This is a genomic window from Nocardia sp. NPDC046473 (assembly GCF_040645995.1).
Taxonomy (GTDB): Bacteria; Actinomycetota; Actinomycetes; order Mycobacteriales; family Mycobacteriaceae; genus Nocardia.
In genome coordinates this window covers 106,425-127,980 of record NZ_JBEYZJ010000009.1, presented here as the reverse complement: position 1 = coordinate 127,980, position 21,556 = coordinate 106,425, and the positions used below count along the sequence as shown (strand labels likewise).

The window sequence follows — 21,556 nt, the reverse complement described above, 5'->3', positions numbered from 1 at the left end:
CCGCCGGGTGCATCGGTTGCACCCGGCGGCCGGCCATGCGGCGCTGATTCGGGGTCAGCGGCCGTTCGAGGGCTCGAAGGGATCGAGCACGTCGGCGATTACTCGCCGTGGCGTCGGCGGCAGCGGTTCGGCGCTGGTCGGAATCCAGCCGATGCGGACGATCGCCTGGGGGTAGGAGCTGTCGTCGAGTACGCCGATGCGGATATCGCGACGCAGGTCCGGGATCTCGAGTGGTTCGGTGAGCACGCAGGTGGCCAGGCCGACATTGGTAGCGGTCAGCAACACCGCACTCAGCGCCTCACCGGCCCGCAGCCGCGACAGCCGGTCGTCGGCGGACGTGCCGATCACCAGCAGTTCCGCGAAGTCCGGTTCCTGTGCTGCGTCGCCGAGCTGCGGGGCGACGAAAGTCCGTGCGGGCAACTCGTCTTCCGGCCGAGGGGTCGGGGTGTTGCGCGCGGGCACACCGTCGACCGCGCTGTGCCTGCCGCTCCAGTTCGCCAGCTCGAATCGATACTCAGGGTTCATCGCGTGCTGGACGGCGGCAGCGCGGGCCGCCGCGATCACATGTTCGCGCGAACGGTCCGAGGCCCGGCGGACGATCGCGCCGAGGGCGGCCGCGCGTTCCGCGGCGAGCCCGAGATAGCCGGACGGGATCTCCCACGAGGTGTAGTGCCTGCGGTCGGTCTGCCGGTGCAGAATCGCCGCGCTCAGTTCGACTTCCGCCTGGGTCGGCCGGTGCCGCAGCAGTTCGACCGACGCCAGATGATTCGGGTCCGCCGGATTGGGCAGCCGATGCACCACAGCCGACCAGCCGAGCGCCGCGAACGCCACCCGCAGATGGTGCAGCGCCGCACCACAACTCACCACCATGTCCCGCTGATCGGGGTCGGTGGCCGGCAGCGCACGCGCCGGATCGAGATACAGGTGCACCGAGCGGCTCCCGATCCGCCAGCGCCACGGCTGGGAATTGTGCACCGACGGTGCCCGCACCGCGAGCGCCAGTGCCGTCTTGACGGTGTCATCGTCGGGCAGTCCGTGGTCCATGTCATTTCCTCCGTGTTGTGTGGATCCACCGTCTCATCGGTGCCTAGTCGCGGATAAGAGCAAGACGGCTCCGGCTCGAGCCGAAGGCCCCTCGGTATCAAGGACCTTCGGCCGCCGTCAGGCCCTGCACGGCGCGGTGTTCGGTAATCTCTCGCTCGACGCGATGCGTGCGCACCGCCGGGAGCAACGCGTCGACGGTCGCGGGCGCGAATACCTCGGTGCCCGGTCGCATGACGGTGGCCGCGGCCGCCGCGACCCCGTACTCGCAGGCGTGCAGGCAATCGGCGCCCGCGGCAAGCTGAAAGGTGAACGCGCCGACCAAGCTGTCCCCCGCGCACGCATCGCTACGCGCCGGAGACCGCGGCGACGGCGCGGAAAGCCTGTGGTGGAAAACAGCATTCGAGTACACCGCACCCAACGCGCCTACTGTCGATATGGCGTTGCCGGTCGCGCCGATATCCAGCAGGAAGTCATTCGCCGCCTGGGCATCCTCGAAACACTCGACCGGCCGACCGATCAAGCCTGCGGCTTCGCGGCGATCGAGTCGAATCGCAAAAGAGTTCTCGCTCAACGCCGCTCGCAATTGGGCGCCTGCGATGTCGAGCACGACCCGGGTCGAGGACGGGTCGATCCCGCGCACTATGCGGGCGCAGAAGTCTTCCGGCAGGCCGGGCGGCACACTGCCGGTCAAAACCAGATACGAACCCTGTTGCGCGGCAGCGATAATCTCCTCCGCGCAGCGATCCCGCTCGATTGCGGTGAGCTCGGCGCCCGGCGGCACCAGGTGGTAACTGTGCCAAGCGAGCGTCTCGGCGACAACCACGGCTTCCCTTGTGTCGGAGCCTATCTCGATGCCTCGATGCGCGAGGCCCTCTTCATCGAGCAGCCGATTCAGCCGCTGCCCGACCTCCCTGCCGTAGGTGTGCAGCGCGAACGCTGAACCACCGAGCCTGCCGATGCACCGGGCGACATTGATGCCACCGCCGCCACCCTGCACCGACCGCACCCTGGCCCGGTTCTTGCCTTCATCGTTGAGTCGATCCACTTCGAGACTGATATCCACGGTCGGATTCAAAGTCACCGTAAGAATCGGCGGCGGCACGGGCATCGAGTCCTCCTCTGAAGTGTGGCAAATCCACGGTCCCCTGTCGGCCGCCGATCACCACAGAGCCGAAAGACCCGCGCAGAACGCCGTTGGTCGACTGCCCGACACCGACGCGCGCCAGAGCCTGCTGTTGGCTGCCCGGATACACGCTATGAGCGGCCTCCTGCGCTGCCCAGGGCCGAAGCGACGTTCGTCGAAGGTATTTCAGCCCTCTCGACCGCCGAAGTACCCCCCTCGGCCACGCCTTTCGGCCCTGGGCACGCCTGCTGGCCGCAACTCATGCTGAGTGCAGCGCGCCGATCCCGGTCCGCAAACATTTCCCGCGTCGTGAGGAAAAACCGTGAACCTGTTGGGAACCGTCATCGCAGTGGCCGTGGTGCTACTTGTCCTGGTGGCCTTGTCGATTCGAGTGGTCACCCAATATCAGCGGGGCGTATTGTTCCGCCTCGGCCGAGTGATCGCGGTCCGCGAGCCCGGCCTGCGGCTCATCATCCCGATCATCGATCAACTGCGCAAAGTATCGATGCGCATCATCACCATGCCCATCCAGTCACAGGGCATCATCACCCGCGACAACGTCAGCGTCGACATCTCCGCGGTCGCCTACTTCCGCGTCGTCGACGCGGAGAAATCCGTCGTCGCGATCGAAAACGTCCAGTCCGCGATCAACCAGATCGCCCAGACCACGCTCCGCAAGGTCGTCGGCCAGCACACCCTCGACCAGGCCCTCGCCGAAACCGACACCATCAACGCCGACATCCGCAAGATCCTCGACACCACCACCTTGGACTGGGGCGTCGAAGTCACCCTGGTCGAGCTCAAAGACATTCAACTGCCCGACAGCATGAAGCGCGCGATGGCCCGCCAAGCCGAGGCAGAGCGCGAGAAGCGCGCGAAAATCATTGCCGCCGAGGGCGAATCGATGGCCGCGGCAGCTCTGGGCGATGCCTCCGACATCATGATGGCCCACCCGCTGGCCCTGCAGCTCCGCAACCTGCAAACCCTCATCGAACTGGGCGTCGACAAGAACACCACCGTCGTCTTCCCGGCCCCGCTGATGAGCGCCATCAACGAGATCGGCACCTTCTTCGCCCGCGAGACAGCGGCCTCGACCACCCTGCACCCGATCACCACCGCACCCCACACATCAGTACCCAATGCCAACACCGACCCGGTGCCTATGCCGCAGTGACTGCGTTCTTCGCGGTCAGAGGGATTCGCCGTCCGCCTGAACCCGCGGCAATTGATCACTTACCTGTGGGATGGCCAACCGTTGCCAGTGCGGTGGTCCAGTCGCCCGCAATCGTGCTTTGCGCCTGGGCGAGCGGCACTTTCCCGCTGCAGACCAGGGCGTGCAAACTGTTCTCCACCTGGTCCTTCGGATTGTTCACGCCGTCTTTGGTCTGATGACCGGGCGAGGGCGGCTCGACCCAGAGGTTGCGCGCGTCGTTGGGATCGCCACCGAGTTCCAGCGAAATCAGGTGGTCGTACTCGGCTTGGCGGGGATCTCCGGTATAGCCGTAGGACTGGGCGTTGGCTTTCTTCTCCGCGTCGGTGATCCCCTCGGACGGGCGAATCGACTTGGTGTACCCGGATTTACAGATCGTGTTCGCGAGATTCGACTGCGTCACCTTCGGATTCAACGCCCCCGGTGTACACGCGGGGTCCGGCAGCGGTTGCCCGGCCGATGTCGACCGAGCATGGCAACTCCCCGGTGCAGGCTGCGGCTGTACCGTGTAGTTCGTCGGACCTGGGCCGACCGGAATACCCGCCGCGGCAGGCGCCTCCGCTGCGGGACCCGGCTCGGGTACGGGGGGCGGCGTGGAATTCGTTGGCGTGCAAGCGCTTATCGAAACTGCGACCGCCAGCGCAGCCACGGCCAGGTATGGGAGTCGCTGTCGGGGGATCGGAGCGAGGCGCCGACCGTTCGTTGCGTCGCCATCGTTCCCGCTGTTGATGCCCATATCGTCCTCCGGCTCAATTATGAGGTAACCGAGGCGAATTCGCGAGGTGTCAGGCGCGGCGGCCGGGTTGTTCTGGTCGATCGCGATCACGTTGATGCTCGGGTTCACGCTCGCGCGGGAGTCGGCGTACTTGCGTACAGGATGCGCCAACCACCAATAGCAGTTTCATTCGTAGATGTAACCGGTGATACATTCGCCGTTGTGACTGACGGTTCAGACCGGGCTCGATGGATCGTGCTGCTGGTGAAACTGCCTTCCGAGCCGACCCGGCACCGGGTGGCCGTTTGGCGCGAACTGCGCAAGGTCGGTGCGCTGTCGCTGGGGCAGGGCATCTGGGCGGTGCCCGATCTGCCGGTGTTCACCGCCGGTGTCGCTCGTGCGTTAGAGCTGACCGAACAGGCTGGCGGCGAGGCGATTTCGTTGCATGCCGCCGGTGCCAGCACTGCCGATGCCGCCAGGTTCGAGGCGATGTTCACCGCGGCGCGCGAAGACGAGTGGGCCGAATACCTGGCCGATTGCGGCAAATACGAAGCAGAACTCGACAAGGAGATCCGCAACACCAAGTTCACCCTCGCCGAGCTCGAGGAAGAAGAACAAAGCCTCGAGCGCCTCCGGCGCTGGCATCGCGACCTCAAAGCCCGCGACGTGTTCGGTGCACCGACCGCCGTCGCGGCCACGCAACGATTGCAGCACTGCACATTACGCCTCGAGGACTACACCGAGCGGGTCTTCGCCGCGCTGCACGCCCCCGACCCATCGGCGGGTGGCATGCGGTGAGGATGTCCCCTGCCGAGCTCGGCACACTCCCGCCCCGGTGGCGAATGTGGCCGCTGTACGCGGCAGGCTTCACCACCGCGTTCGGTGCGCACGGCATCGCCGCGAACCTCGGCTCGCAGACCACGGACCTGCGCGGTTCGCTGCTGTATCTGGGGTTGCTGCTGGCCTTGTACGACGGTGCCGAGGTCGTGCTGAAACCGGTGTTCGGCTCGATCGCGGACCGGATCGGTGCGCGACCCGTATTGGTCGGTGGCCTGGTGGTCTTCGCTGCCGCATCGGCGGTGTTCGTGGTGGTCGACGACCCGAGCTGGCTGTGGGCGGCGCGCCTCGGCCAGGGCGCTGGCGCATCGGCATTCTCGCCGACCGCGAGCGCGCTGATCGCGCGGATGCATCCGAAAGCCAAGCAGGGCAGAGCATTCGGTAGCTATGGGTTCTACAAGAGTATCGGCTACACCCTGGGGCCACTGCTCGGTGGCGCCGTCGTCTGGGTCGGCGGGTTGTCGCTGCTGTTCGCGGTCATGATGGTCCTCGCGGTCGTGGTCGCGGTGTGGGCGGCGCTGGTCGTTCCGTCGGTCCCTGCGTTGCCTCGCGCCAGGCAGACCCTCGTGGATCTGGTGCGGCGCCTGTCGGAAGGATCGTTCCTGCGCCCAACCGTGGCTTTGGCCGCCGCGACTGCGGCACTCTCCGTGGGGGTCGGATTTCTGCCGGTGTCCGGTGCCGCCGCTGGTTTGGGACCGGTGGTCACCGGAGCCGCGGTGTCGGTCCTGGCCGCCACCGCGGCACTGGTTCAGCCGCGTGCGGGACGGGCGTTGGATGCCGGACGTTTGCGCGCGCGCCTCGGTATCGCGACCGGCTTGGTGATCACCGCGGCCGGGCTCGGGTGCGCGATGTTGCCGGGCCTGGCCGGAGTCTTGCTCGCCGCGATCGGGATCGGGATCGGCACCGGGCTGATCACCCCGCTGGGCTTCGCGGCCCTGGCCGCCAGCACCCCTGCGGAACGGATGGGCCAAACAATGGGCGCCGCCGAGCTCGGCCGCGAACTCGGCGACGCGGGCGGCCCGCTGCTGGTGTCCGGGGTCGCGGCGGCGGCCACGCTCACCGTCGGCTACGCCGCCCTGGCCGTACTCGTCGCAGCGGCCCCGGCCGCACTGGCACCCCGCCGCACCACGATCACGACAGAGAGCTGAAGGACTTGACCCACACTGACGCACTGAGCGGATCGGGGATCGACGGGTCCTGGTTCCTCGACACAACCGTTTTCGCTCGCGATACACCCTGGCTCAACGAGCCGATGCTTGCCTACAGCAACTTCGGCATCGCAGCCTTCGCCGTCCTCATCATCGCCGGATGGTGGATCGCCCGCCGCGCAGACCCCGCCACCATGACCGCCGCCCTCGCGGTGCCAGTCGCCTCGGTTGCTGCTTATCTGATCAACGACGGCGTGAAATCGCTTGTCGCCGAACGACGTCCCTGCTTCGCCTATCCGGATGCGTTCCTACTCGAAAAGTGCCCGGCAGCATCGGATTACTCCTTCCCCAGCAATCACGTTGTCGTCACCGCCGCAATGGCCGCGGCCCTATTCCTGATCAATCGACGACTCGGGATCCTCGCAACCGTGGCCGCAGCGATCATGGGCTTGTCCCGCGTCTACGTCGGTGCCCACTACCCGCACGACGTGGCGGCCGCTGTCGTGATGGGCGTCCTCGTCGGGTCGGCAACCGCTCTGGCTATGCGCAAATACGCGACCCCGCTGACGAAGAAACTGGCTACCGGACCACTCCGGCCGATGCTCACCACCTGACCCACCCACCCGCAATCCAACAACATCTCGGTCAGCCCCGAAATACGTTCTGTACCAGGCAGTGCCAGTTCCCCAATTGTCCCCAGTTCCGCATTGGCCCGCACGTGTCACGCTTATACGTAATCCACTCGGCTCCAATGGTTTTGATGGGAGCATGGCCGATGTTACGACCTTCTCGACGGCTGATCCGCCGACTAATGATTTTCTCTGCGGCAGCCGCTTTGCTGGCCGGCATGGCCACGGCACCGGCCAGCGCCGAGCCTACGACCGACTCGGACGCAAGCACGTCCAGCTGCTTCCACCGCGTGAACCAAACGGCGGAAAAGCTGCTGCCCTGTATCCGGAAGGCGGACCTGAAGCGGCACATGCAGGCCTTCCAGGCGATCGCCGATGCCCATCCGGGTCCCGACGGCCACCCGTCGCGCAACTCCGGCGAGCCGGGTTACAAGGCTTCGGTGGACTACGTAGCCAAGATCATGCGCGAGAACGGTTACGACGTCACGATCCAGGACTACAAGTTCTTCTACTTCGCCTTCAAGGGCGTGCCGAAGTTCAGCGAAGTATCACCGACGCCGCATGATTACACCGTTGTCTCCGACTGAAATCCCGGCCAAGCCGCGGGTTCCGCTACCGCACCCTTGCAGGCTGCGGGCGGGATCGTCATCCCGCCGACCCCGACACCCAGTTCGAGCAGTGGCTGCGCCGCAACCGATTTCACCGGATTCGTGCCGGGCCATATCGCGCTGATCCAGCGCGGCGGCTGCTCCTACGGCGTCAAGGTTCTCAATGCCCAGGCGGCCGGCGCGGCCGCAGTGATCGTCTTCAACGAAGGGAATCCGGGGCGTACCGGCGTCGTCAACGGCAGCCTGGTGGATGCCGACGGCAACCGGATCGTGCCGAAGATCCCGGTCGCGTTCACGTCGTTCGCGACGGGCAGCGACCTGCTCAACCAGGTCAACGCGGGCGGGTCCGCAGTACCGACGATGACCGTCGACGTACAGGCGACTATCAACCCGAACGCCGATGACTACAACCTCATCGCCGACTCCAAGTACGGCGACCCGAACCAAACCGTCGTCGTCGACGCGCATTTGGACGCGATATACGGCGCCGGCATGCTCGACAATGCTTCCGGTTCCACGACGATCCTGAACATCGCCCAGCTGCTGCACAAGGTCAAGCCGCACAACAAGCTGCGGTTCATCTGGTTCGGTGGCGAGGAGCTGGGCCTGCTGGGTTCGTCGTTCTACGTCAACAACCTGAGCGCAGCCGACCGGGCCAAGATCGGGTACGACCTGGACGCGGACGTGACCTCGACGCCCAACTACGACGTCGGCGTGCTCGACCCGGCCGGGGTGGACCTGTTCGGCCGCACCGTCTCCACGCAGTTCCCGCCGAATGTTTACAAGCCGTCCCAGGTTGCCCGGGATCTGGGTATCAACTACTTCAACTCGATCGGTAAGAAGAACATCCTGTTCTCGCCCGTCGGTACCGACGCCTTCACCTTCAACCAGGCCGGTATCCCGGCAAGCGGCGTACTCACCGGGCAGGACTGCTGCAAATTGGATTCCGACGTCGCCCTGTTCGGCGGGACAACCGGCAACTTCGAGGGCAAGGTCCCCGGTACCGACGGCGGCTGCGTCGACAACCCGTTCCGCTGGTGCGACAACCTCAGCAACAATGATTTCGCCGTGATGGAGTTCATGTCCCGGGGCTTCGGCAACATGGTGATCAACATGGCCATGGCAGACCACCTCCCGACCGCCGCCCCGGCAGCCCCCGACGCGGCACCCAGGCCGAATCCACATCCCACAACCGGCAGCAAGAACGCCCCTACCAGCTGACGTCCTCCAGCAATGAAAGAGGCCCCGCCCCGGATCTCTCCGGTGCGGGGCCTCGAGCTGAAAAGAGCTGCCAGGCGCTACTTTTCGGAGATCGAGCACCCGCGCCATCTTCGCTGCGAAATCGGGGTCGTTGCTGGTCTTCCAGGTTTTCGTGGCCTGCCACGACACCACGCCGGCCTTCAAGATCTGACGCAGGGTTTCACGACTGATATCAGCAATATTGTTGATAGCCAACACATCCCGCAGTTTCGACCAACTCCAGGTCGAGAACTGCCAACCCAAATTCAGGGGGCAGCACCGGGCGATCCGACAGATCCGCTCACGCATCTTCGGACCAGTCTTGCTCGGCCTGCCCCCGCTCCATTTCGGTCCAAAGCACCGAACCCGTGCTCGTTGAAATCGTGAATCACTTGCCGCACATAGGGTTCCGATACCTGCATCAACTTCGCGATCAACCCCACCGGCTGCCGCTGCGCCGAGGCCATCACCACGATCGCCCGCCTCGCGCGCACCGGCACCTTACTGGTCTTCGCGATCCGCGCCACCCGCCGCCCCTCTTCCGGGAACAACGGGCGCACAAACACATCCGGCTTCCGAGCCACGACACCACCTCCACCGGCAGCACCACCCGACCCGCCAGCCAGAGCAAGCCGACACCCGACTACCGCAGCAACCTATCTAGACGAGGCACTAGCCGAATACCGGATGTCAACGGTGTCGAGGCTCGGCGAGTGCGGGTTCGGTTGGCGTGCAGGTTGGTTGTGGTGGTGTGGGTCGTTTGAACGACTGTGCGGGGTGTTTGTCGTCTCTACGCTGGAGCTCAGGAGCTGCCGCCCTCTCCGATCGGCGGGTTTCGCATCTTCACCTCGAACTCTGTACGCCGCCGTGCGAGTGGGGCGCACTGAGCGGGTTCCGGAAGGAGGGGCCGTGGTCCAGGTTCGTCAAGTGGTGGTGTATCTGCCGGGTATTGCGGGTTCGCGGCTGGATGATCCGGATGGGCGTGGGCGTTGGAGTGTGCTGGCTGCGCCAGGTGCTTTTTTGGATCCGTCGGTGCTCGATCTGGATCGGGAGCTTGTTCCAGTGGGTTTGATGCCCGATCTTGCTGTGGTGCAAGCACTTCCGCGGGTGCCGCGTTTCCGGCGTCTGTTCCGGCGTCTGGAGAGCACGCTCGGAGCGAGGATCGCGACGGCGCGTTCTCGCGTCTCCGGCGGACGGCCCTTATCCCCTTGGCCAGCAGCTCATAGCCTGCAGCGGTTCAGAGTGCACGTGCCAGGTGCGCTCTGATCGCGTGCAGACCATCGTGAAGTAGCTGTTTGACAACAGATTCCGGCACTCGGGCGGCGTTGGCCGCCTCCGGGCAGGACAGACGGCGGTAGTAGACGATCACGATGATGCGGCGCTGCGGATCTGGCAGCGCGGCTACCGCGTTCGCTACCGAAAGTCGGTCCTGCTCACCGACTGTTCGTCGACGATCCGGTGGCCACCCGGCGGTCACTGGCTGGGTTGCGGCACATCGACCTGGCAGTTATCGACCTTCGGGTTCATGCCCAGGTAATTGAGCGGGCCGGCGACAATCGTGACAGCGATCGTTCCGCCGCCTGCGCAGTTGGTGGGTGCGGTGTTGTAGTAGTGGCGTTGCGCACCGGCGATGACGCCGATGATCAGCCACACGAACACCAGTCCCATGACAACGCTGGTCATTCGCGAACGGCGACCCCCACGCATCCTTCTGCTGTCGTTTTCGTATGTTCTCATTTCCTATCTCCGTGCGATCGGATTTCCCACTGCGGGTGCATGTTTGGTGATCAGTAGTAGTGGCGTCGACCGCCGACTGCGTGGCCTGCCATGCCTGCGACCATCAGCACGACACCGATGATCAGGACGATGACTCCGGCGGTGATGAGCAGCGGGATGCTGAGTAGGAATCCAGCGATGAGAAGGATGACTCCGAGAATGATCATGGGTGGTACCGGCTTTCGGTGGAGAAGTGTGTGAGGTGTCGTGGGGTCAGTGTTTGAAGGCGTCGCCGAGGTTGTCGCCTGCCTGTTTGACGTTTCCGGCGGCCTGATCGCGGCGTCCTTCGCCGTGCATGCGTCGGCTTCCGGTGGCGCGGCCGAACAATTTCTTGACCGTGCCCTTGGCGGATTCGGTTCTGTGAGCGAGCTTTTGCTTGATGCCCATCGTGATGTTCTCGTCTCTGGCAAGATCGGCCGGCTACCGGAGTCGGTTGCCAAGCGGTTTGTCACCCGGCCGGCGTGCGTCCGAATAGCTGACTCAGATCGCGTCGGCGATGATGGCCCGGTTTCGGATTCCCGTCTCGCGCCGTTGCTGGCGGCGCCGGTCTCGGCGCCATTGCCGGAGTGAACCGGAATGTCCGGGTACCTGTAAGTAGACGCCGCCCACAGCGGCGTGTCAACACTGTAGGTCTACGCTGATGAGCTACATGCCGGAAAGAGATATTTGTTCGATGACCGCACCTGGCACGGCTACATATGTGACCGGGTTCCGGTGGCCATCACCTACATCTCGGCGTGGCGGGCCATGGCGAAGCTGTAGAGGCGGACCGTTGCGGACAGCGTGCCGAATCCGTGGGGCAGGGTGCCGTTGACCGCTGGCGGCCAGAGCGTCGTGCCATCTGTCGAGGCATACATGCAGCGCGTGGCCGACGCGGCATCCACACGCGATTGTGTATCTCGCCGACACCATTACGTGCCGCAGTCATACATGAGAGCTTGGAGCCCCGACCGAAAACGTGTCCGGGTGTTGGACACCAGGAACGGCATCGACAAACTTCGCGGGCTGCGTGACACCTGCGTCCAGGAGAACTTCTATCGGGTGACCGACCCCGACACCGGCCAGCACAACCAGGTCGAACGGATGCTCGCGGTCATCGACGACGAAACAGCGCGCCTTCTACAGGTGCTGTCGCGATGGTCGCCAGGTGATGACTTCGAGTCAGTCACGTGAGGGCCTCCAACAGTTTGGCTCCTTCTGCACTGGTGGTGAGCCACAGAAGACCCCGTCGGGAGACGGGGTCTTCTGTCCGTTTATCTCACCATTTTGTCGAGGAACAGCATTGTGGCGGTGAACGCACCGCCCCCGGCGAGAACTCCTGCGGCGAGCGGATGTCCGGATTGGACAGTCAGCCAGCCAGCCGCAATGCTCACCAGCAGTGAAATCGCTATCAGCACGATGGCGCGTAGATCGAGCATTCGTCTCTGACCTTCCGGTATCACCCGCATCCCGGTGGAAGCGGGTGATACCACGGTCACGCTGAACCCAGGGGCACTTCGAGAACTTCGATCACGCCGATCACGACACGCCCGGTGCGCCGATCACCGGGGCTTGGGATTGCAAAACGCCATCACCGTTGGCCAGTAGCCGATGTTCGGCCGGGCGGGTTCGAGGTTCCACTCGCGCTTGTTGACCCAACCCCACCAGTCGGCATGGCAGTCGAATTGGTTGTGCATGCTCCAGTACAGGTCGCCACCCCAGTTCGCGTTGAGCTTGTGGTAGAGCTCGTCGAAGGCGGCTTGCTTGTCGACGGTCGCCTTCTGCAGCCCGCAGTCGGTGGGCACGATGTGCAGCGACTTCAGCTCGTTCTCACCGCGGTCCATCCAGGTGGCGGAGGCGATGAAGCTGGGGCAGGGGAGCTTGGTCTTCTCCTCGACCTTCTTTGGATCCGCGTGCGGGTCTTGAGCACCCGGAGCGACCTTGGCCAGGTAGTCCGAGCACTTCGGGATACCAGGAGTCCATCCGTCGGCGCTGGTCTTGATGAAGGCGTTGGGCAGCCATGCGCCGGAGTCGAGGCGCTCCCAGACGTCGATGGTCTTGTCGCCGTTGAACACTGGCTGTCCTTGCTGTTCACACACGATAGTCACCATCGTGCCGTCGGACAGCGCCTTGCCGACTTGGCCCGCCCCCATCGACGGTGCGCTTTGCGGGTAGATACCAATCTTGGTCCAGGCGACCGGGTATTGCGCATCGGCGTGCGCGACGGGCGTGGCAGCGAACGCGAGAGCCGCCGCGGCGGCGGCAGCGACCGTGCCGAAGCCGGCAAGTCGGGATTGGATACGGGGCATGGTGTCTGGTCCTTCTGTGAGAGCACTGCCGCTGGTCGGGGTGCACCCTCCAACGACACCGCTGCACGGGCGGACACACCGAACACTCCGATCACGACGATCACAACCAGAGGGCCGTGTCCGGCGTGTCGCCGATAGTTTTTTATGGAAGAACATGCTGTTCAGACTGGTTTTCCGGACCTATGTTGGTCTCGATCCGGTTGTGCCACAATGCCGTATGCCACGCGGCGAGGGGGATGTGGACCCGACGGAAATCCAGACACGACAGCAATTCAGCGAAGCCCTGGAGGCGATCAGGGGAGGGCGGAGCCGCCGGGAGATCGCACGCCTGGCGGGGGCTCCCGAGAGCACGATCCTCGGATGGTTTTCCGGTCTTGCCGTTCCGGGGGTCGATACACCGTACTTCGCGCCGGTGCTGGGTGTTTGTGGCGTTGCGGCAGAAGACATCCAGGCGTGGAAGGATGCCGCTGACCGTGCTCGTCGGTCGGCGACCGACGAGCTCATCCGGTCGCTGCCCGCACCGTACCCGGGACTGGCCCCCTACAACGCGTCTTCGATGGACGACTACTTCGGGCGCCGCGATCTCATTGAGTGGCTGTACGAGGCGGTCCGGGCAGGCCTCGAGGAGACCTCCCCCGGCCTCGTGATCGTGATCGGCGAGTCCGGTTTGGGAAAGTCGTCGCTGCTGCTGGCGGGACTGGAACCGAATTTCGCTCACGTAGCCGTGCTGACACCAGGGCCTCGACCGCTCAGCGCATTGCACGCCGCACTGGAGGACGCATCCTCCTCGCCAGGGGAAGACCTGGTGATCATCGTCGACCAGTGCGAAGAGCTGTGGACACTACAGCCGTTGTCGGTGCTCGCTGACAGCGTTGAGGATGAGCTGTCGCTGGCCTGGGACGGTGAACGCACGGAATTTCTGGATGCGCTGGCCGGATGGGCCGGACAGCGCGGAACAGTAGTTGTGGTCGGAATACGAGACGACCACTTCAAATATGTTGCCGCAGACGCCTTCCTGCAACAGGGACTGCGCGATGGCCGTCAAATCACGGTGACACCGATGAATCGTGCCCAGCTGCTCGAGGTCGTCGAGGGACCTGCGGCTCGGCGCGAGATCACCGTCGAGCCGGCGTTGGTCGACAAGCTTCTCGAAGAGCTGAAGGTCAACGATCGCGGTTCCGATGGCGGCGCGTTGCCGTTGCTGTCCTACGCCCTGCAACAAGCCTGGGACAGCTCGACATTCAGCGGGCAGCGGTTCACCTACGAGGACTACCGCAATACCGGCGGCATCTCCAAGGTCGTCGAACGTACCGCCGACCGCGTCTACGACGACCTCGACGACGAGGAGAAACAGATCGCACGAAAAGTGATCACCCGGTGTGTGGTGGTCACCGAGGAAACCAGCGCACGCCGCCGTGCTTCTGCCGACGAGCTGGCATGGCCAGGTACCAGCCCGGCCACAGTCAACAGCGTCATCGACCGATTCGCCGCCGAACGTCTTCTCACCGTGTCGGACGCCGGTGTGCAGCTCACTCACGAGAAGCTGCTGACAGCATGGCCACGATTGTTCGACTGGATCGATTCCGATCGTGTCACGCTCATCCGTCATCGCCGCCTCAGCACCGAAGCCGAGCTCTGGCGCGACAACGGCCGCCGCACAGGCGATTTGCTGACTCCAGGCCGCACAGAGGAATTCGCGGACTGGGCCAGCACCCATGATCGGTACAAAGAACTCACCGTGTTCGAACGCGAGTTCCTCGACGCCTGCGTGGCGCACCGTAACGCCACCATCGACCATGACAAACGCCAGGTCGCTGCCCTTCAGCGCCGCCTCGCCGCGTTGGTCGTCGTCGCTGTGGTCGCGGTCGTGTTCGCGCTCGGCGCGGGCGTGGCGGTACTGGCGTTGCGCAACTCCCAGCACAACCTGCAGACCACGCGAGACGACGCCCTCTCCCGTCAGGCTGCCGCGCAGGCGCAGCTGCAGCGCAGCCGCGATCCTGGCTTGGCACAACAACTCGCCCTCGCCGGATATCGCATCGCCCCGACCGCCGAAGCGCGTTCGGCGTTGCTGGACTCCACCGCCATCGTGGCACCGGTCAGAACCCCCACCGTGCCCGGCCCCGTCGCCACCGCTACCAATAACGACGCCACACTGCTGGCGGTCGTCGGCAGCGACGGCGGCCTGCGGCTCATCGACCGGCGTGTACCGCGCCGCGGTCCGATCACCACCTTGCACGTGGCCGACGACAGGCTGTATGCGGTCGCGTTCTCACCCACCCGCCCCATTCTCGCCATCGGCGGCGGCGCGACGCTCGCGCTCTGGGACATCACCACGCCCACCCAACCGCGCAAAATCAAAGACCTCGCCCCCGTACCTGCCTCGAAGGTCAGCCATCTATCGTGGTCGCCCGACGGCACCGAACTCGCCATGGCCGGCCCCGCCGGGCTGCAGCGCTGGCACGTCGCCGACACCGCCGTCACCGAGACAGGACAACAACTTTCCGGCACCGATCACGAATCAGGAGTCGCCTACAGCGCCGACGGAAACATACTGGCCACCGGAGGCGATGACCAGACAGTCCATCTGTGGCGTCGCCTGCCCGGAGACGCCCTCACGGCCCTGTCCGACCTGCGCGTGTCCGCCCCCATCCTCGACCTGCAGTTCGACCCTGCCTCGGCCAGGCTGGCTGTCGCCTCACAAGGGTCCGACGTGTCCCTGATCGACACCTCCGACCTCGCACACCTCCGACTGAGTGGCCTGCTCGGACATTTCGACAGCTACGTCAATTCCGTCGCGTTCACCCCCGATGGATCGACCATCGCCGCAGGCAGTTCCGACAATTCGGTGAAGTTGTTCGCCACCGCCACGATCTCTACCTCACCGACATCACCGCCGCCGGTGACATCGGCGACGCGGACCCTTCCCGGTACCGCACTGGTCACCTCCGTGCTGGCCACGACCGACACAGTCATCGCGACCTCCACCGACGGCATCGTCCACGAATGGCCCCTCACGTCACAGCCCGCCACCGCCGACCTGGGCGGGCGCATTTTCACCCTCCCCGCCAGCGCCGACGGCCACAACGCCCTCGTCGGACTCGTCGCCCCACCACATAGCCCGGCCAACGTCGTCGACCGATTCGTTCTCCCCGAATCCGGTGCGCCACAGCCTGTTCAACCGCCACTGACCGTGGACGACAACGAACGACTCTCCGGTGTGGCCGCGATTTCCGGCGACGGTCACACCGCAGCCGCAGGGACCCTGGCCGGCGACATCTACCTCTGGGATCTCACCGCACCCGGCGAACCACATCGCTCCGCGCCGCTGCACATCGTCGGCGCCACCATCGGCGAAGCAGTATTCAGCCCCGACGCGCGCTATCTCTACACCGCCAGCGCGTCCGATCCCGCCAATATCATCAGTGTCATCGACTGCACCGACCTCGCGCACCTACACGTCGTGGAGACACTGCAGGCTCCCAGCCTGCCCCTGTTGCTGACCATCAGTGCCGACGGCACTCTGCTCGCCGCAGCCACTGCGGCCGATGTGACGGTGTGGGACCTCTCTGGTGGAATCGGTCACGCACATATCCTCAGTCACCACACCGGATTCGAATCCGCGGTGACCGCCGTGCGGTTCGGCCCAGGCCATCTGCTGGCAGCCGGCAGCGACGACAAATCCCTCCAATTGTGGGATCCGACCGCCGCCGCCACACCCGTCCGGCTCACCGGCCCGACCGGATCGATCGAATCGCTCACCTTCGACCGGACCGGCACCCACCTCGCCGCGGGCACCAGCGACATCCAGGTGTGGATCTGGGACACCACCAACCCCTCCCACCCCACCACCTACGCCACCCTCACCGCCTACGCAGGACGCGTCAACGACGTCGCCTACGGCCCAAACGACAAACAAATGACCGGAGCCGGACCGGCGGGCACACTTCTGACCTGGGCCACCAATCCCGACGACGTCGCCGCGCGCCTATGCGTGAACTCCGCCTCGGCTCTGACCCGAGAGGAATGGTTAGCCCAACAACTCCCCGCAGCCGACTACCCCAACCCCTGCCCGAACCAATAGGGACTGCCCCGAGTTCGGTTGACTCGCGGGTGTGGTGTTTCAGGCCGCGAGCGCGGGCTGGTTTATTGTCTCAAATTCGATCGGGGTCAGTCGGCCGAGTCTGCGTTGCCGACGGGTGCGATGGTAAGTCTTCTCGATCCAGACCACGATCGCGAGGCGTAGTTCCGTGCGAGTCGACCAGCGTTGCCGGTCCAAGACATTCCTCTGCAGCAGCGCGAAGAACGACTCCATCGCCGCGTTGTCACCACACGCTCCGACCCGGCGCATCGAACCTCGTAAACCGTTGACCGACAAGGCATTCACGTACTTTCTGGACCGGAATTGACTGCCTCGATCCGAATGCACGATCGTCGCGGTGGACGATCGTAGCTTCACCGCGTTGACCAGCGCCGATACCGCCAGTGACGCTTTCATTCGGGTATCGATCGAGTAGCCGACGATCCGGTTGGAGAACACGTCCTTGATCGCACACAAATAGAGCTTGCCCTCACTGGTGTGGTGCTCGGTGATATCGGTAAGCCACAGCGCGTTTGGCCTGTCTGCGGTGAATCGTCGCTCGACGAGGTCGTCATGGACCGGAGGGCCGGCCTTGCGGTTGAGGCCGCGCCTTTTGGCGAACACGCTCCAGATCCGTTGCTGTGAACACAATCTGGCGACACGGTTCTCGCCCGCGCGAATGCCGCGGCCGGGAAGTTCATCGGCGATGAACCGGTACCCGAATGCGGGGTCGTCGGCATGGATGTCGAGCGCAGCGTTGATCAAATGTGCATCATCCCAATCACGTTGCGAGACTGGGTGTTTCTTCCATTTATAGAATGCTTGAGTGGAGAAACCGAGCACCCGGCAGGTCACCGCGACGGGGATCTTGTCAGCGGCCAGGTCCAGGACCAGCGGGTACATCATTTTGGGTTGACGTCGCGGGAGAAATAGGCGACCGCGCGGCGCATGACCTCTGCTTCTTGTTCGAGTTGCCGGATCCACTTGCGGGCCTCACGCAACTCGGCCGACTCATCGCCCGCGGCTCCTGGGCGGTGTCCGTCCTCGACGTCGGCCTGTTTCACCCAGTTCTTCACACACAGCTCTGCGAGATCCCGAAATCCTTCGCGATCTGAGTCATCGAGATCTCGCCCTTGCGGGCGACCGCGACGACGTCGCGACGGAACTCCTCGGGATAGGGCTTGGGCATGATGGTCATCCTTCCACCGTGGGGACGCATCCTCACAGCTCAGGAGTCAACCAAACCGGGGGCAGTCCCGTCCGCATCGACGACACCTTGGTGCGCCAAATGCTCGCAAACCCGGAGTCACTGGCGGCCCTGTACCGCAAGGACCCCCAGAAATTCCAGCAGCTGATCAGCGACGACGAGAGTGCACGCGATGTCGTCGTTATGGCACACCGGCGCGCACAGGTGGCCAAGTTTCGGCGCTTGCTCTCGGACGAAACCTACTTTGCCGAAGAGGTCGTCAAAGACTCAGGGAACGGTGAAGAGGCTGTCTGGCAGCATTTCTTCGAGCAGAATCCGTGGATCTTCGGCGTGTCACTCACGGGTCAGCTACTGACGTCCTGGGACAAGACCAAGCTCGAACAAGTCGTGGTAGGCCGGTCCAACTCAAGTCCCGGGAAGCGTGTCGACGCCCTACTTACGACATCTGGTCGTATCCGGTCCCTCGTTTTCGCTGAGATCAAGACGCACAAACAGCCGTTACTGAGCACCGAGTACCGGCCAGGCTGCTGGGCTCCGTCGCACTTCCTCACCGACGGCATCGCCCAAGCCCAAGGGACCGTCCACTTGGCCGCAGAACAGATCGGCAAACGGTTGCAGGACAAGGCGGCCGATGGCAGCGACATCCCCGGCGAGTACTCCCACCTGATCCGCCCGCGGACCTTCCTCATCATCGGCAACCTAGATCAGATGCTAGGTAGCCACGGAGGTCACCATGAGGACAAGTTTCGATCATTCGAACTGTTCCGACGCCAACTCATCGAGCCGGAAGTACTCACCTTTGACGAGTTGCTGGCACGCGCCGAATGGTCCATCGCACCCGAATCGATTCGCTAAAGAGTTGCCGGTCCATAAACTTCCCCGGCGTGTCGCTCGCCGACACGCCGGAGATCCGGATCGGCGGCGAAGGCTTCTCCGAACGAATTGGGGCTGGACACCCCGGCAGCCGTCGGCAGCGGCCGGGCCCCGGACTGCGATATAGGCATCGGACTATCGCCGCACCAGGCCCGCCGACTCCGGATCGGCAGCTCGCTGGCCTGGTGTGAAGAACATGCATCGCCGACAGAAGCGACCCCACCCGTTGGCGCAAATCCGCTGGTAGGCAGCTTTGGTGACTGTAGCTAAACACTCCGTTTTTGTGACCGTTTTTGTGACCGTTTTGAGCGTGACAGACCAGTATTTGAGCTGATCTTGAGTAATGAAAGAGACCCCGCCTCGGATGTCTCCGATGCGGGGCCTCTAGCCGAAAAGAGCTGCTGGGCGCTACTTTTCAATCACTGAACATCACTCTACTTGCAGGCCGCCTTGGCCTCACGCCGACGCCGGTGCAGGATCGGCTCGGTGTATCCGTTGGGCTGCTTGGCGCCTTCGAGGATGAGCTCCTTGGCGGCCTGGAAGGCGATGCTGCCCGCGAAGTCCGGTGCCAGCGGGCGGTAGTTCGCGTCGCCCGCGTTCTGCCGGTCCACCACCGGCGCCATCCGCTCCAGGCTCTCCACCACTTCGTCGGTGGAGACGATGCCGTGGCGCAGCCAGTTGGCCAGCAGCTGGCTCGAAATGCGCAGGGTGGCACGGTCTTCCATCAGCGCGACATCCTCGATGTCGGGCACCTTGGAGCAGCCGACGCCCTGATCGATCCAGCGCACCACGTAGCCGAGGATCGACTGCGCGCTGTTGTCCAGCTCCTGCTTCTTCTCCTCGGCGGTCCAGTTCGGCGTCGCCGCGAGCGGGATCTCCAGGATCTGATCGACGGTGGCGCGGCGGCCCCCCTTCAGGATCTCCTGCTGGCGCTCCAGCACATTCACCTGGTGGTAATGCGTCGCGTGCAGGGTGGCTGCGGTCGGCGACGGCACCCACGCGGTGTTCGCGCCGGCCTTCGGGTGACCGATCTTCTGCACCAGCATGTCGGCCATCAGATCCGGCATGGCCCACATGCCCTTGCCGATCTGCGCCTTACCGGGCAATCCGGTGGCCAGACCGGTGTCGACGTTCCAGTCCTCGTAGGACTTGATCCACTGCTGGGCCTTCATGTCGGCCTTGCGGACCATCGGCCCGGCCTCCATCGAGGTGTGGATCTCGTCGCCGGTGCGGTCGAGGAAGCCGGTGTTGATGAACACGACGCGGTCGGCGGCGGCCTGGATACAGGCCTTGAGGTTCACCGTGGTGCGGCGCTCCTCGTCCATGATGCCGACCTTGAGGGTGTTGCGCGGCACGCCGAGCACGTCCTCGATCCGGCCGAACAGCTCGGTGGTGAACGCGACCTCGTCGGGGCCGTGCATCTTCGGCTTCACGATGTAGACCGAGCCGGTGCGGCTGTTCTTGAGCTCGGTGTCGCCGCGCAGCGAGTGGGTGGCGATGAGCGAGGTGACGAGGCCGTCGAGGATGCCCTCGGGGATCTCGTTGCCGTCCTTGTCGATGATGGCGTCGCTGGTCATCAGATGACCGACGTTGCGCACGAACAGCAGCGAACGACCGTGCAGCACAAGGTCACTGCCGTCGAGCGCGGTGTAGACGCGGTCGGGGTTCATGGTGCGGGTGAAGGTCTTCTCGCCCTTGCTCACCTTCTCGGTGAGATCGCCCTTCATCAGGCCGAGCCAGTTGTGGTAGCAGAGGACCTTGTCCTCGGCGTCCACGGCGGCGACCGAGTCCTCGAAGTCCATGATCGTGGTGATCGCGGACTCCAGCACCAAGTCCTTGACGCCCGCGGTGTCGGTGCTGCCGACCGGCGAGGACGGATCGATCTGGATCTCGATGTGCAGACCGTTGTGCTTCAGCAGCACCGAGGTCGGCGCTGCCGGATCGCCGAGGTAGCCGACGAGCTGCGACGGATCGGCCAGGCCGATCTCGGTGCCGTCCTCCAGGCCGACCTCGAGCTCGCCGTCGACGATCTTGTACGAGGTCGAGCCGATGTGCGAGCCAGTGATCAGCGTCGCGGAGTCGTCGAGGAAGTTGCGCGCCCACTCGATGACCTTGTCGCCGCGAACCTTGTTGTAGCTCTTGCCTTTTTCCGCGCCGTTGGCCTCGGAGATGGCGTCGGTGCCGTAGAGCGCGTCGTAGAGCGAACCCCAGCGCGCGTTGGCGGCGTTGATCGCGAATCGGGCGTTCATCACCGGCACCACGAGCTGCGGGCCCGCGGTGGTGGCGATCTCGGTGTCCACGTTTTGGGTGGCGATCTGGAAATCGGCGGGTTCCGCACGCAGGTAGCCGATTTCGCCGAGGAAGCTTTTGTAGGCGGCCTTGTCGTAGTTCGCGCCGGGGTGTTCGGCGTGCCAGGCGTCGACCTTGCCCTGGATCTCGTCGCGCTCGGCGAGCAGCGCGCGGTTGCGCGGCGCGAGATCGTTGATGACCTGCTCGGCTCCGGCCCAGAACGCGGCGGAATCTACGCCGGTTCCGGGGAGCGCCTCGTTCTCGATGAACTCGTGGAGAACGCTGGCCACCTGAAGCCCGCCGACCTGAATCCGCTCTGTCATCTACTGCCTCACTTCTGAGAAAGCCGGGTGGGAAAGACGCATCCATGTTACCCGTGGGTAGTGATACCACCGTGTAGCGGGTCGAACGCGGCGTCTCGCCGAGAAATTCCGGCGCGCCGATCCGGATGGGATGTATCGGACGGCGCGTCGCCCGCGACGCGAGCGATGG

The 21,556-nt window shown here is 64.6% G+C and carries 21 protein-coding genes and 1 pseudogene; 9 read left to right on the top strand and 13 right to left on the bottom strand.

Annotation, left to right across the window (positions count from 1 at the left end):
- Positions 1-54: 54 nt before the first annotated feature.
- The gene (locus ABZ942_RS30995) at positions 55-1,044 is read right to left on the bottom strand and encodes an NAD(P)H nitroreductase (protein WP_357388179.1); all 990 of its coding nucleotides are present in this window, start codon (positions 1,042-1,044) and stop codon (positions 55-57) included.
- A 97-nt stretch (positions 1,045-1,141) separates the two neighbouring features.
- Positions 1,142-2,152, bottom strand: a complete 1,011-nt coding sequence (locus ABZ942_RS30990; RefSeq protein WP_357388177.1) for a PfkB family carbohydrate kinase — start codon at positions 2,150-2,152, stop codon at positions 1,142-1,144.
- A gap of 343 nt (positions 2,153-2,495) precedes the next feature.
- Here ABZ942_RS30990 and ABZ942_RS30985 point away from each other — a divergent pair, with 343 nt between their 5' ends.
- The gene (locus ABZ942_RS30985) at positions 2,496-3,341 is read left to right on the top strand and encodes a slipin family protein (protein ID WP_357388999.1); all 846 of its coding nucleotides are present in this window, start codon (positions 2,496-2,498) and stop codon (positions 3,339-3,341) included.
- 55 nt (positions 3,342-3,396) lie between these two features.
- On the opposite strand, the gene ABZ942_RS30980 is transcribed toward ABZ942_RS30985, so the two are convergent.
- Positions 3,397-3,780 carry a hypothetical protein gene (locus tag ABZ942_RS30980; protein ID WP_357388175.1) on the bottom strand — a complete coding sequence of 128 codons (384 nt, stop codon included), beginning with the start codon at positions 3,778-3,780 and terminating at the stop codon, positions 3,397-3,399.
- Between the two features lie 534 nt (positions 3,781-4,314).
- Here ABZ942_RS30980 and ABZ942_RS30975 point away from each other — a divergent pair.
- From ABZ942_RS30975 to ABZ942_RS30955, 5 genes are all read left to right on the top strand, one after another.
- On the top strand, positions 4,315-4,890 hold the full coding sequence (locus ABZ942_RS30975) for a Chromate resistance protein ChrB (RefSeq protein WP_357388173.1): 576 nt from the start codon (positions 4,315-4,317) through the stop codon (positions 4,888-4,890).
- Between the two features lie 2 nt (positions 4,891-4,892).
- Positions 4,893-6,077 (top strand): MFS transporter, encoded by a 1,185-nt coding sequence (locus ABZ942_RS30970; RefSeq protein WP_357388997.1) that lies wholly within the window; start codon positions 4,893-4,895, stop codon positions 6,075-6,077.
- A 5-nt stretch (positions 6,078-6,082) separates the two neighbouring features.
- Entirely contained in the window at positions 6,083-6,691 is a 609-nt protein-coding gene (locus ABZ942_RS30965) for a phosphatase PAP2 family protein (protein WP_357388171.1), read from the top strand.
- A gap of 137 nt (positions 6,692-6,828) precedes the next feature.
- Entirely contained in the window at positions 6,829-7,293 is a 465-nt protein-coding gene (locus ABZ942_RS30960) for a hypothetical protein (RefSeq protein WP_357388169.1), read from the top strand.
- Positions 7,294-7,329: 36 nt separating this feature from the next.
- Positions 7,330-8,535 carry a M28 family peptidase gene (locus tag ABZ942_RS30955; protein ID WP_357388167.1) on the top strand — a complete coding sequence of 402 codons (1,206 nt, stop codon included), beginning with the start codon at positions 7,330-7,332 and terminating at the stop codon, positions 8,533-8,535.
- 284 nt (positions 8,536-8,819) lie between these two features.
- On the opposite strand, the gene ABZ942_RS30950 is transcribed toward ABZ942_RS30955, so the two are convergent.
- The 6 genes from ABZ942_RS30950 to ABZ942_RS30925 all read right to left on the bottom strand — a co-directional run bounded on the left by ABZ942_RS30950 (position 8,820) and on the right by ABZ942_RS30925 (position 11,213).
- Complete coding sequence (locus tag ABZ942_RS30950; protein WP_357388995.1) at positions 8,820-9,020, bottom strand: helix-turn-helix domain-containing protein; 201 nt, start codon at positions 9,018-9,020, stop codon at positions 8,820-8,822.
- 770 nt (positions 9,021-9,790) lie between these two features.
- Positions 9,791-10,030: a sigma factor-like helix-turn-helix DNA-binding protein gene (locus ABZ942_RS30945; RefSeq protein ID WP_357388165.1), complete on the bottom strand. Its 240-nt coding sequence runs from the start codon at positions 10,028-10,030 to the stop codon at positions 9,791-9,793.
- Positions 10,027-10,236, bottom strand: coding sequence for a hypothetical protein (locus tag ABZ942_RS30940; protein ID WP_357388163.1), 210 nt, complete (start codon positions 10,234-10,236; stop codon positions 10,027-10,029). Before ABZ942_RS30940 ends, ABZ942_RS30945 begins: the two co-directional genes overlap by 4 nt.
- Before the next feature lie 104 nt (positions 10,237-10,340).
- Positions 10,341-10,496 carry a DUF6131 family protein gene (locus ABZ942_RS30935; RefSeq protein ID WP_357388161.1) on the bottom strand — a complete coding sequence of 52 codons (156 nt, stop codon included), beginning with the start codon at positions 10,494-10,496 and terminating at the stop codon, positions 10,341-10,343.
- A gap of 46 nt (positions 10,497-10,542) precedes the next feature.
- Entirely contained in the window at positions 10,543-10,710 is a 168-nt protein-coding gene (locus ABZ942_RS30930) for a CsbD family protein (RefSeq protein ID WP_357388993.1), read from the bottom strand.
- 344 nt (positions 10,711-11,054) lie between these two features.
- On the bottom strand, positions 11,055-11,213 hold the full coding sequence (locus tag ABZ942_RS30925) for a hypothetical protein (RefSeq protein WP_357389042.1): 159 nt from the start codon (positions 11,211-11,213) through the stop codon (positions 11,055-11,057).
- Between ABZ942_RS30925 and ABZ942_RS30920 the strand changes: the two genes are divergently transcribed.
- Complete coding sequence (locus ABZ942_RS30920; RefSeq protein ID WP_357388991.1) at positions 11,185-11,502, top strand: DUF4238 domain-containing protein; 318 nt, start codon at positions 11,185-11,187, stop codon at positions 11,500-11,502. The genes ABZ942_RS30925 and ABZ942_RS30920 overlap by 29 nt on opposite strands.
- Before the next feature lie 80 nt (positions 11,503-11,582).
- Here the strand turns inward: ABZ942_RS30920 and ABZ942_RS30915 are convergent, their stop codons facing one another.
- Both ABZ942_RS30915 and ABZ942_RS30910 read right to left on the bottom strand, forming a co-directional pair.
- The gene (locus ABZ942_RS30915) at positions 11,583-11,747 is read right to left on the bottom strand and encodes a hypothetical protein (protein ID WP_357388159.1); all 165 of its coding nucleotides are present in this window, start codon (positions 11,745-11,747) and stop codon (positions 11,583-11,585) included.
- 123 nt (positions 11,748-11,870) lie between these two features.
- Positions 11,871-12,617, bottom strand: coding sequence for a DUF2599 domain-containing protein (locus ABZ942_RS30910; protein ID WP_357388157.1), 747 nt, complete (start codon positions 12,615-12,617; stop codon positions 11,871-11,873).
- A 217-nt stretch (positions 12,618-12,834) separates the two neighbouring features.
- Between ABZ942_RS30910 and ABZ942_RS30905 the strand changes: the two genes are divergently transcribed.
- The gene (locus ABZ942_RS30905) at positions 12,835-16,698 is read left to right on the top strand and encodes a WD40 repeat domain-containing protein (RefSeq protein WP_357388155.1); all 3,864 of its coding nucleotides are present in this window, start codon (positions 12,835-12,837) and stop codon (positions 16,696-16,698) included.
- 39 nt (positions 16,699-16,737) lie between these two features.
- On the opposite strand, the pseudogene ABZ942_RS30900 reads toward ABZ942_RS30905, so the two are convergent.
- Positions 16,738-17,884, bottom strand: a pseudogene (locus ABZ942_RS30900) (IS3 family transposase).
- Between the two features lie 18 nt (positions 17,885-17,902).
- Between ABZ942_RS30900 and ABZ942_RS30895 the strand changes: the two are divergent.
- Positions 17,903-18,757 (top strand): Shedu immune nuclease family protein, encoded by an 855-nt coding sequence (locus ABZ942_RS30895; protein WP_357388153.1) that lies wholly within the window; start codon positions 17,903-17,905, stop codon positions 18,755-18,757.
- A 452-nt stretch (positions 18,758-19,209) separates the two neighbouring features.
- On the opposite strand, the gene ABZ942_RS30890 is transcribed toward ABZ942_RS30895, so the two are convergent.
- Entirely contained in the window at positions 19,210-21,387 is a 2,178-nt protein-coding gene (locus ABZ942_RS30890) for a malate synthase G (protein ID WP_357388151.1), read from the bottom strand.
- Between the last annotated feature and the right edge of the window lie 169 nt (positions 21,388-21,556).

Excerpts from the sequence above, each read along its gene's own strand:
- ABZ942_RS30995 (WP_357388179.1), bottom strand. The coding sequence starts at position 1,044 with ATGGACCACGGACTGCCCGACGATGACACCGTCAAGACGGCACTGGCG.
- ABZ942_RS30990 (WP_357388177.1), bottom strand. The coding sequence starts at position 2,152 with ATGCCCGTGCCGCCGCCGATTCTTACGGTGACTTTGAATCCGACCGTG.
- ABZ942_RS30970 (WP_357388997.1), top strand. The coding sequence starts at position 4,893 with ATGTCCCCTGCCGAGCTCGGCACACTCCCGCCCCGGTGGCGAATGTGG.
- ABZ942_RS30960 (WP_357388169.1), top strand. The coding sequence starts at position 6,829 with ATGGTTTTGATGGGAGCATGGCCGATGTTACGACCTTCTCGACGGCTG.
- ABZ942_RS30950 (WP_357388995.1), bottom strand. The coding sequence starts at position 9,020 with ATGGCCTCGGCGCAGCGGCAGCCGGTGGGGTTGATCGCGAAGTTGATG.
- ABZ942_RS30940 (WP_357388163.1), bottom strand. The coding sequence starts at position 10,236 with ATGACCAGCGTTGTCATGGGACTGGTGTTCGTGTGGCTGATCATCGGC.
- ABZ942_RS30935 (WP_357388161.1), bottom strand. The coding sequence starts at position 10,496 with ATGATCATTCTCGGAGTCATCCTTCTCATCGCTGGATTCCTACTCAGC.
- ABZ942_RS30920 (WP_357388991.1), top strand. The coding sequence starts at position 11,185 with ATGCAGCGCGTGGCCGACGCGGCATCCACACGCGATTGTGTATCTCGC.
- ABZ942_RS30915 (WP_357388159.1), bottom strand. The coding sequence starts at position 11,747 with ATGCTCGATCTACGCGCCATCGTGCTGATAGCGATTTCACTGCTGGTG.
- ABZ942_RS30910 (WP_357388157.1), bottom strand. The coding sequence starts at position 12,617 with ATGCCCCGTATCCAATCCCGACTTGCCGGCTTCGGCACGGTCGCTGCC.
- ABZ942_RS30905 (WP_357388155.1), top strand. The coding sequence starts at position 12,835 with ATGCCACGCGGCGAGGGGGATGTGGACCCGACGGAAATCCAGACACGA.
- ABZ942_RS30890 (WP_357388151.1), bottom strand. The coding sequence starts at position 21,387 with ATGACAGAGCGGATTCAGGTCGGCGGGCTTCAGGTGGCCAGCGTTCTC.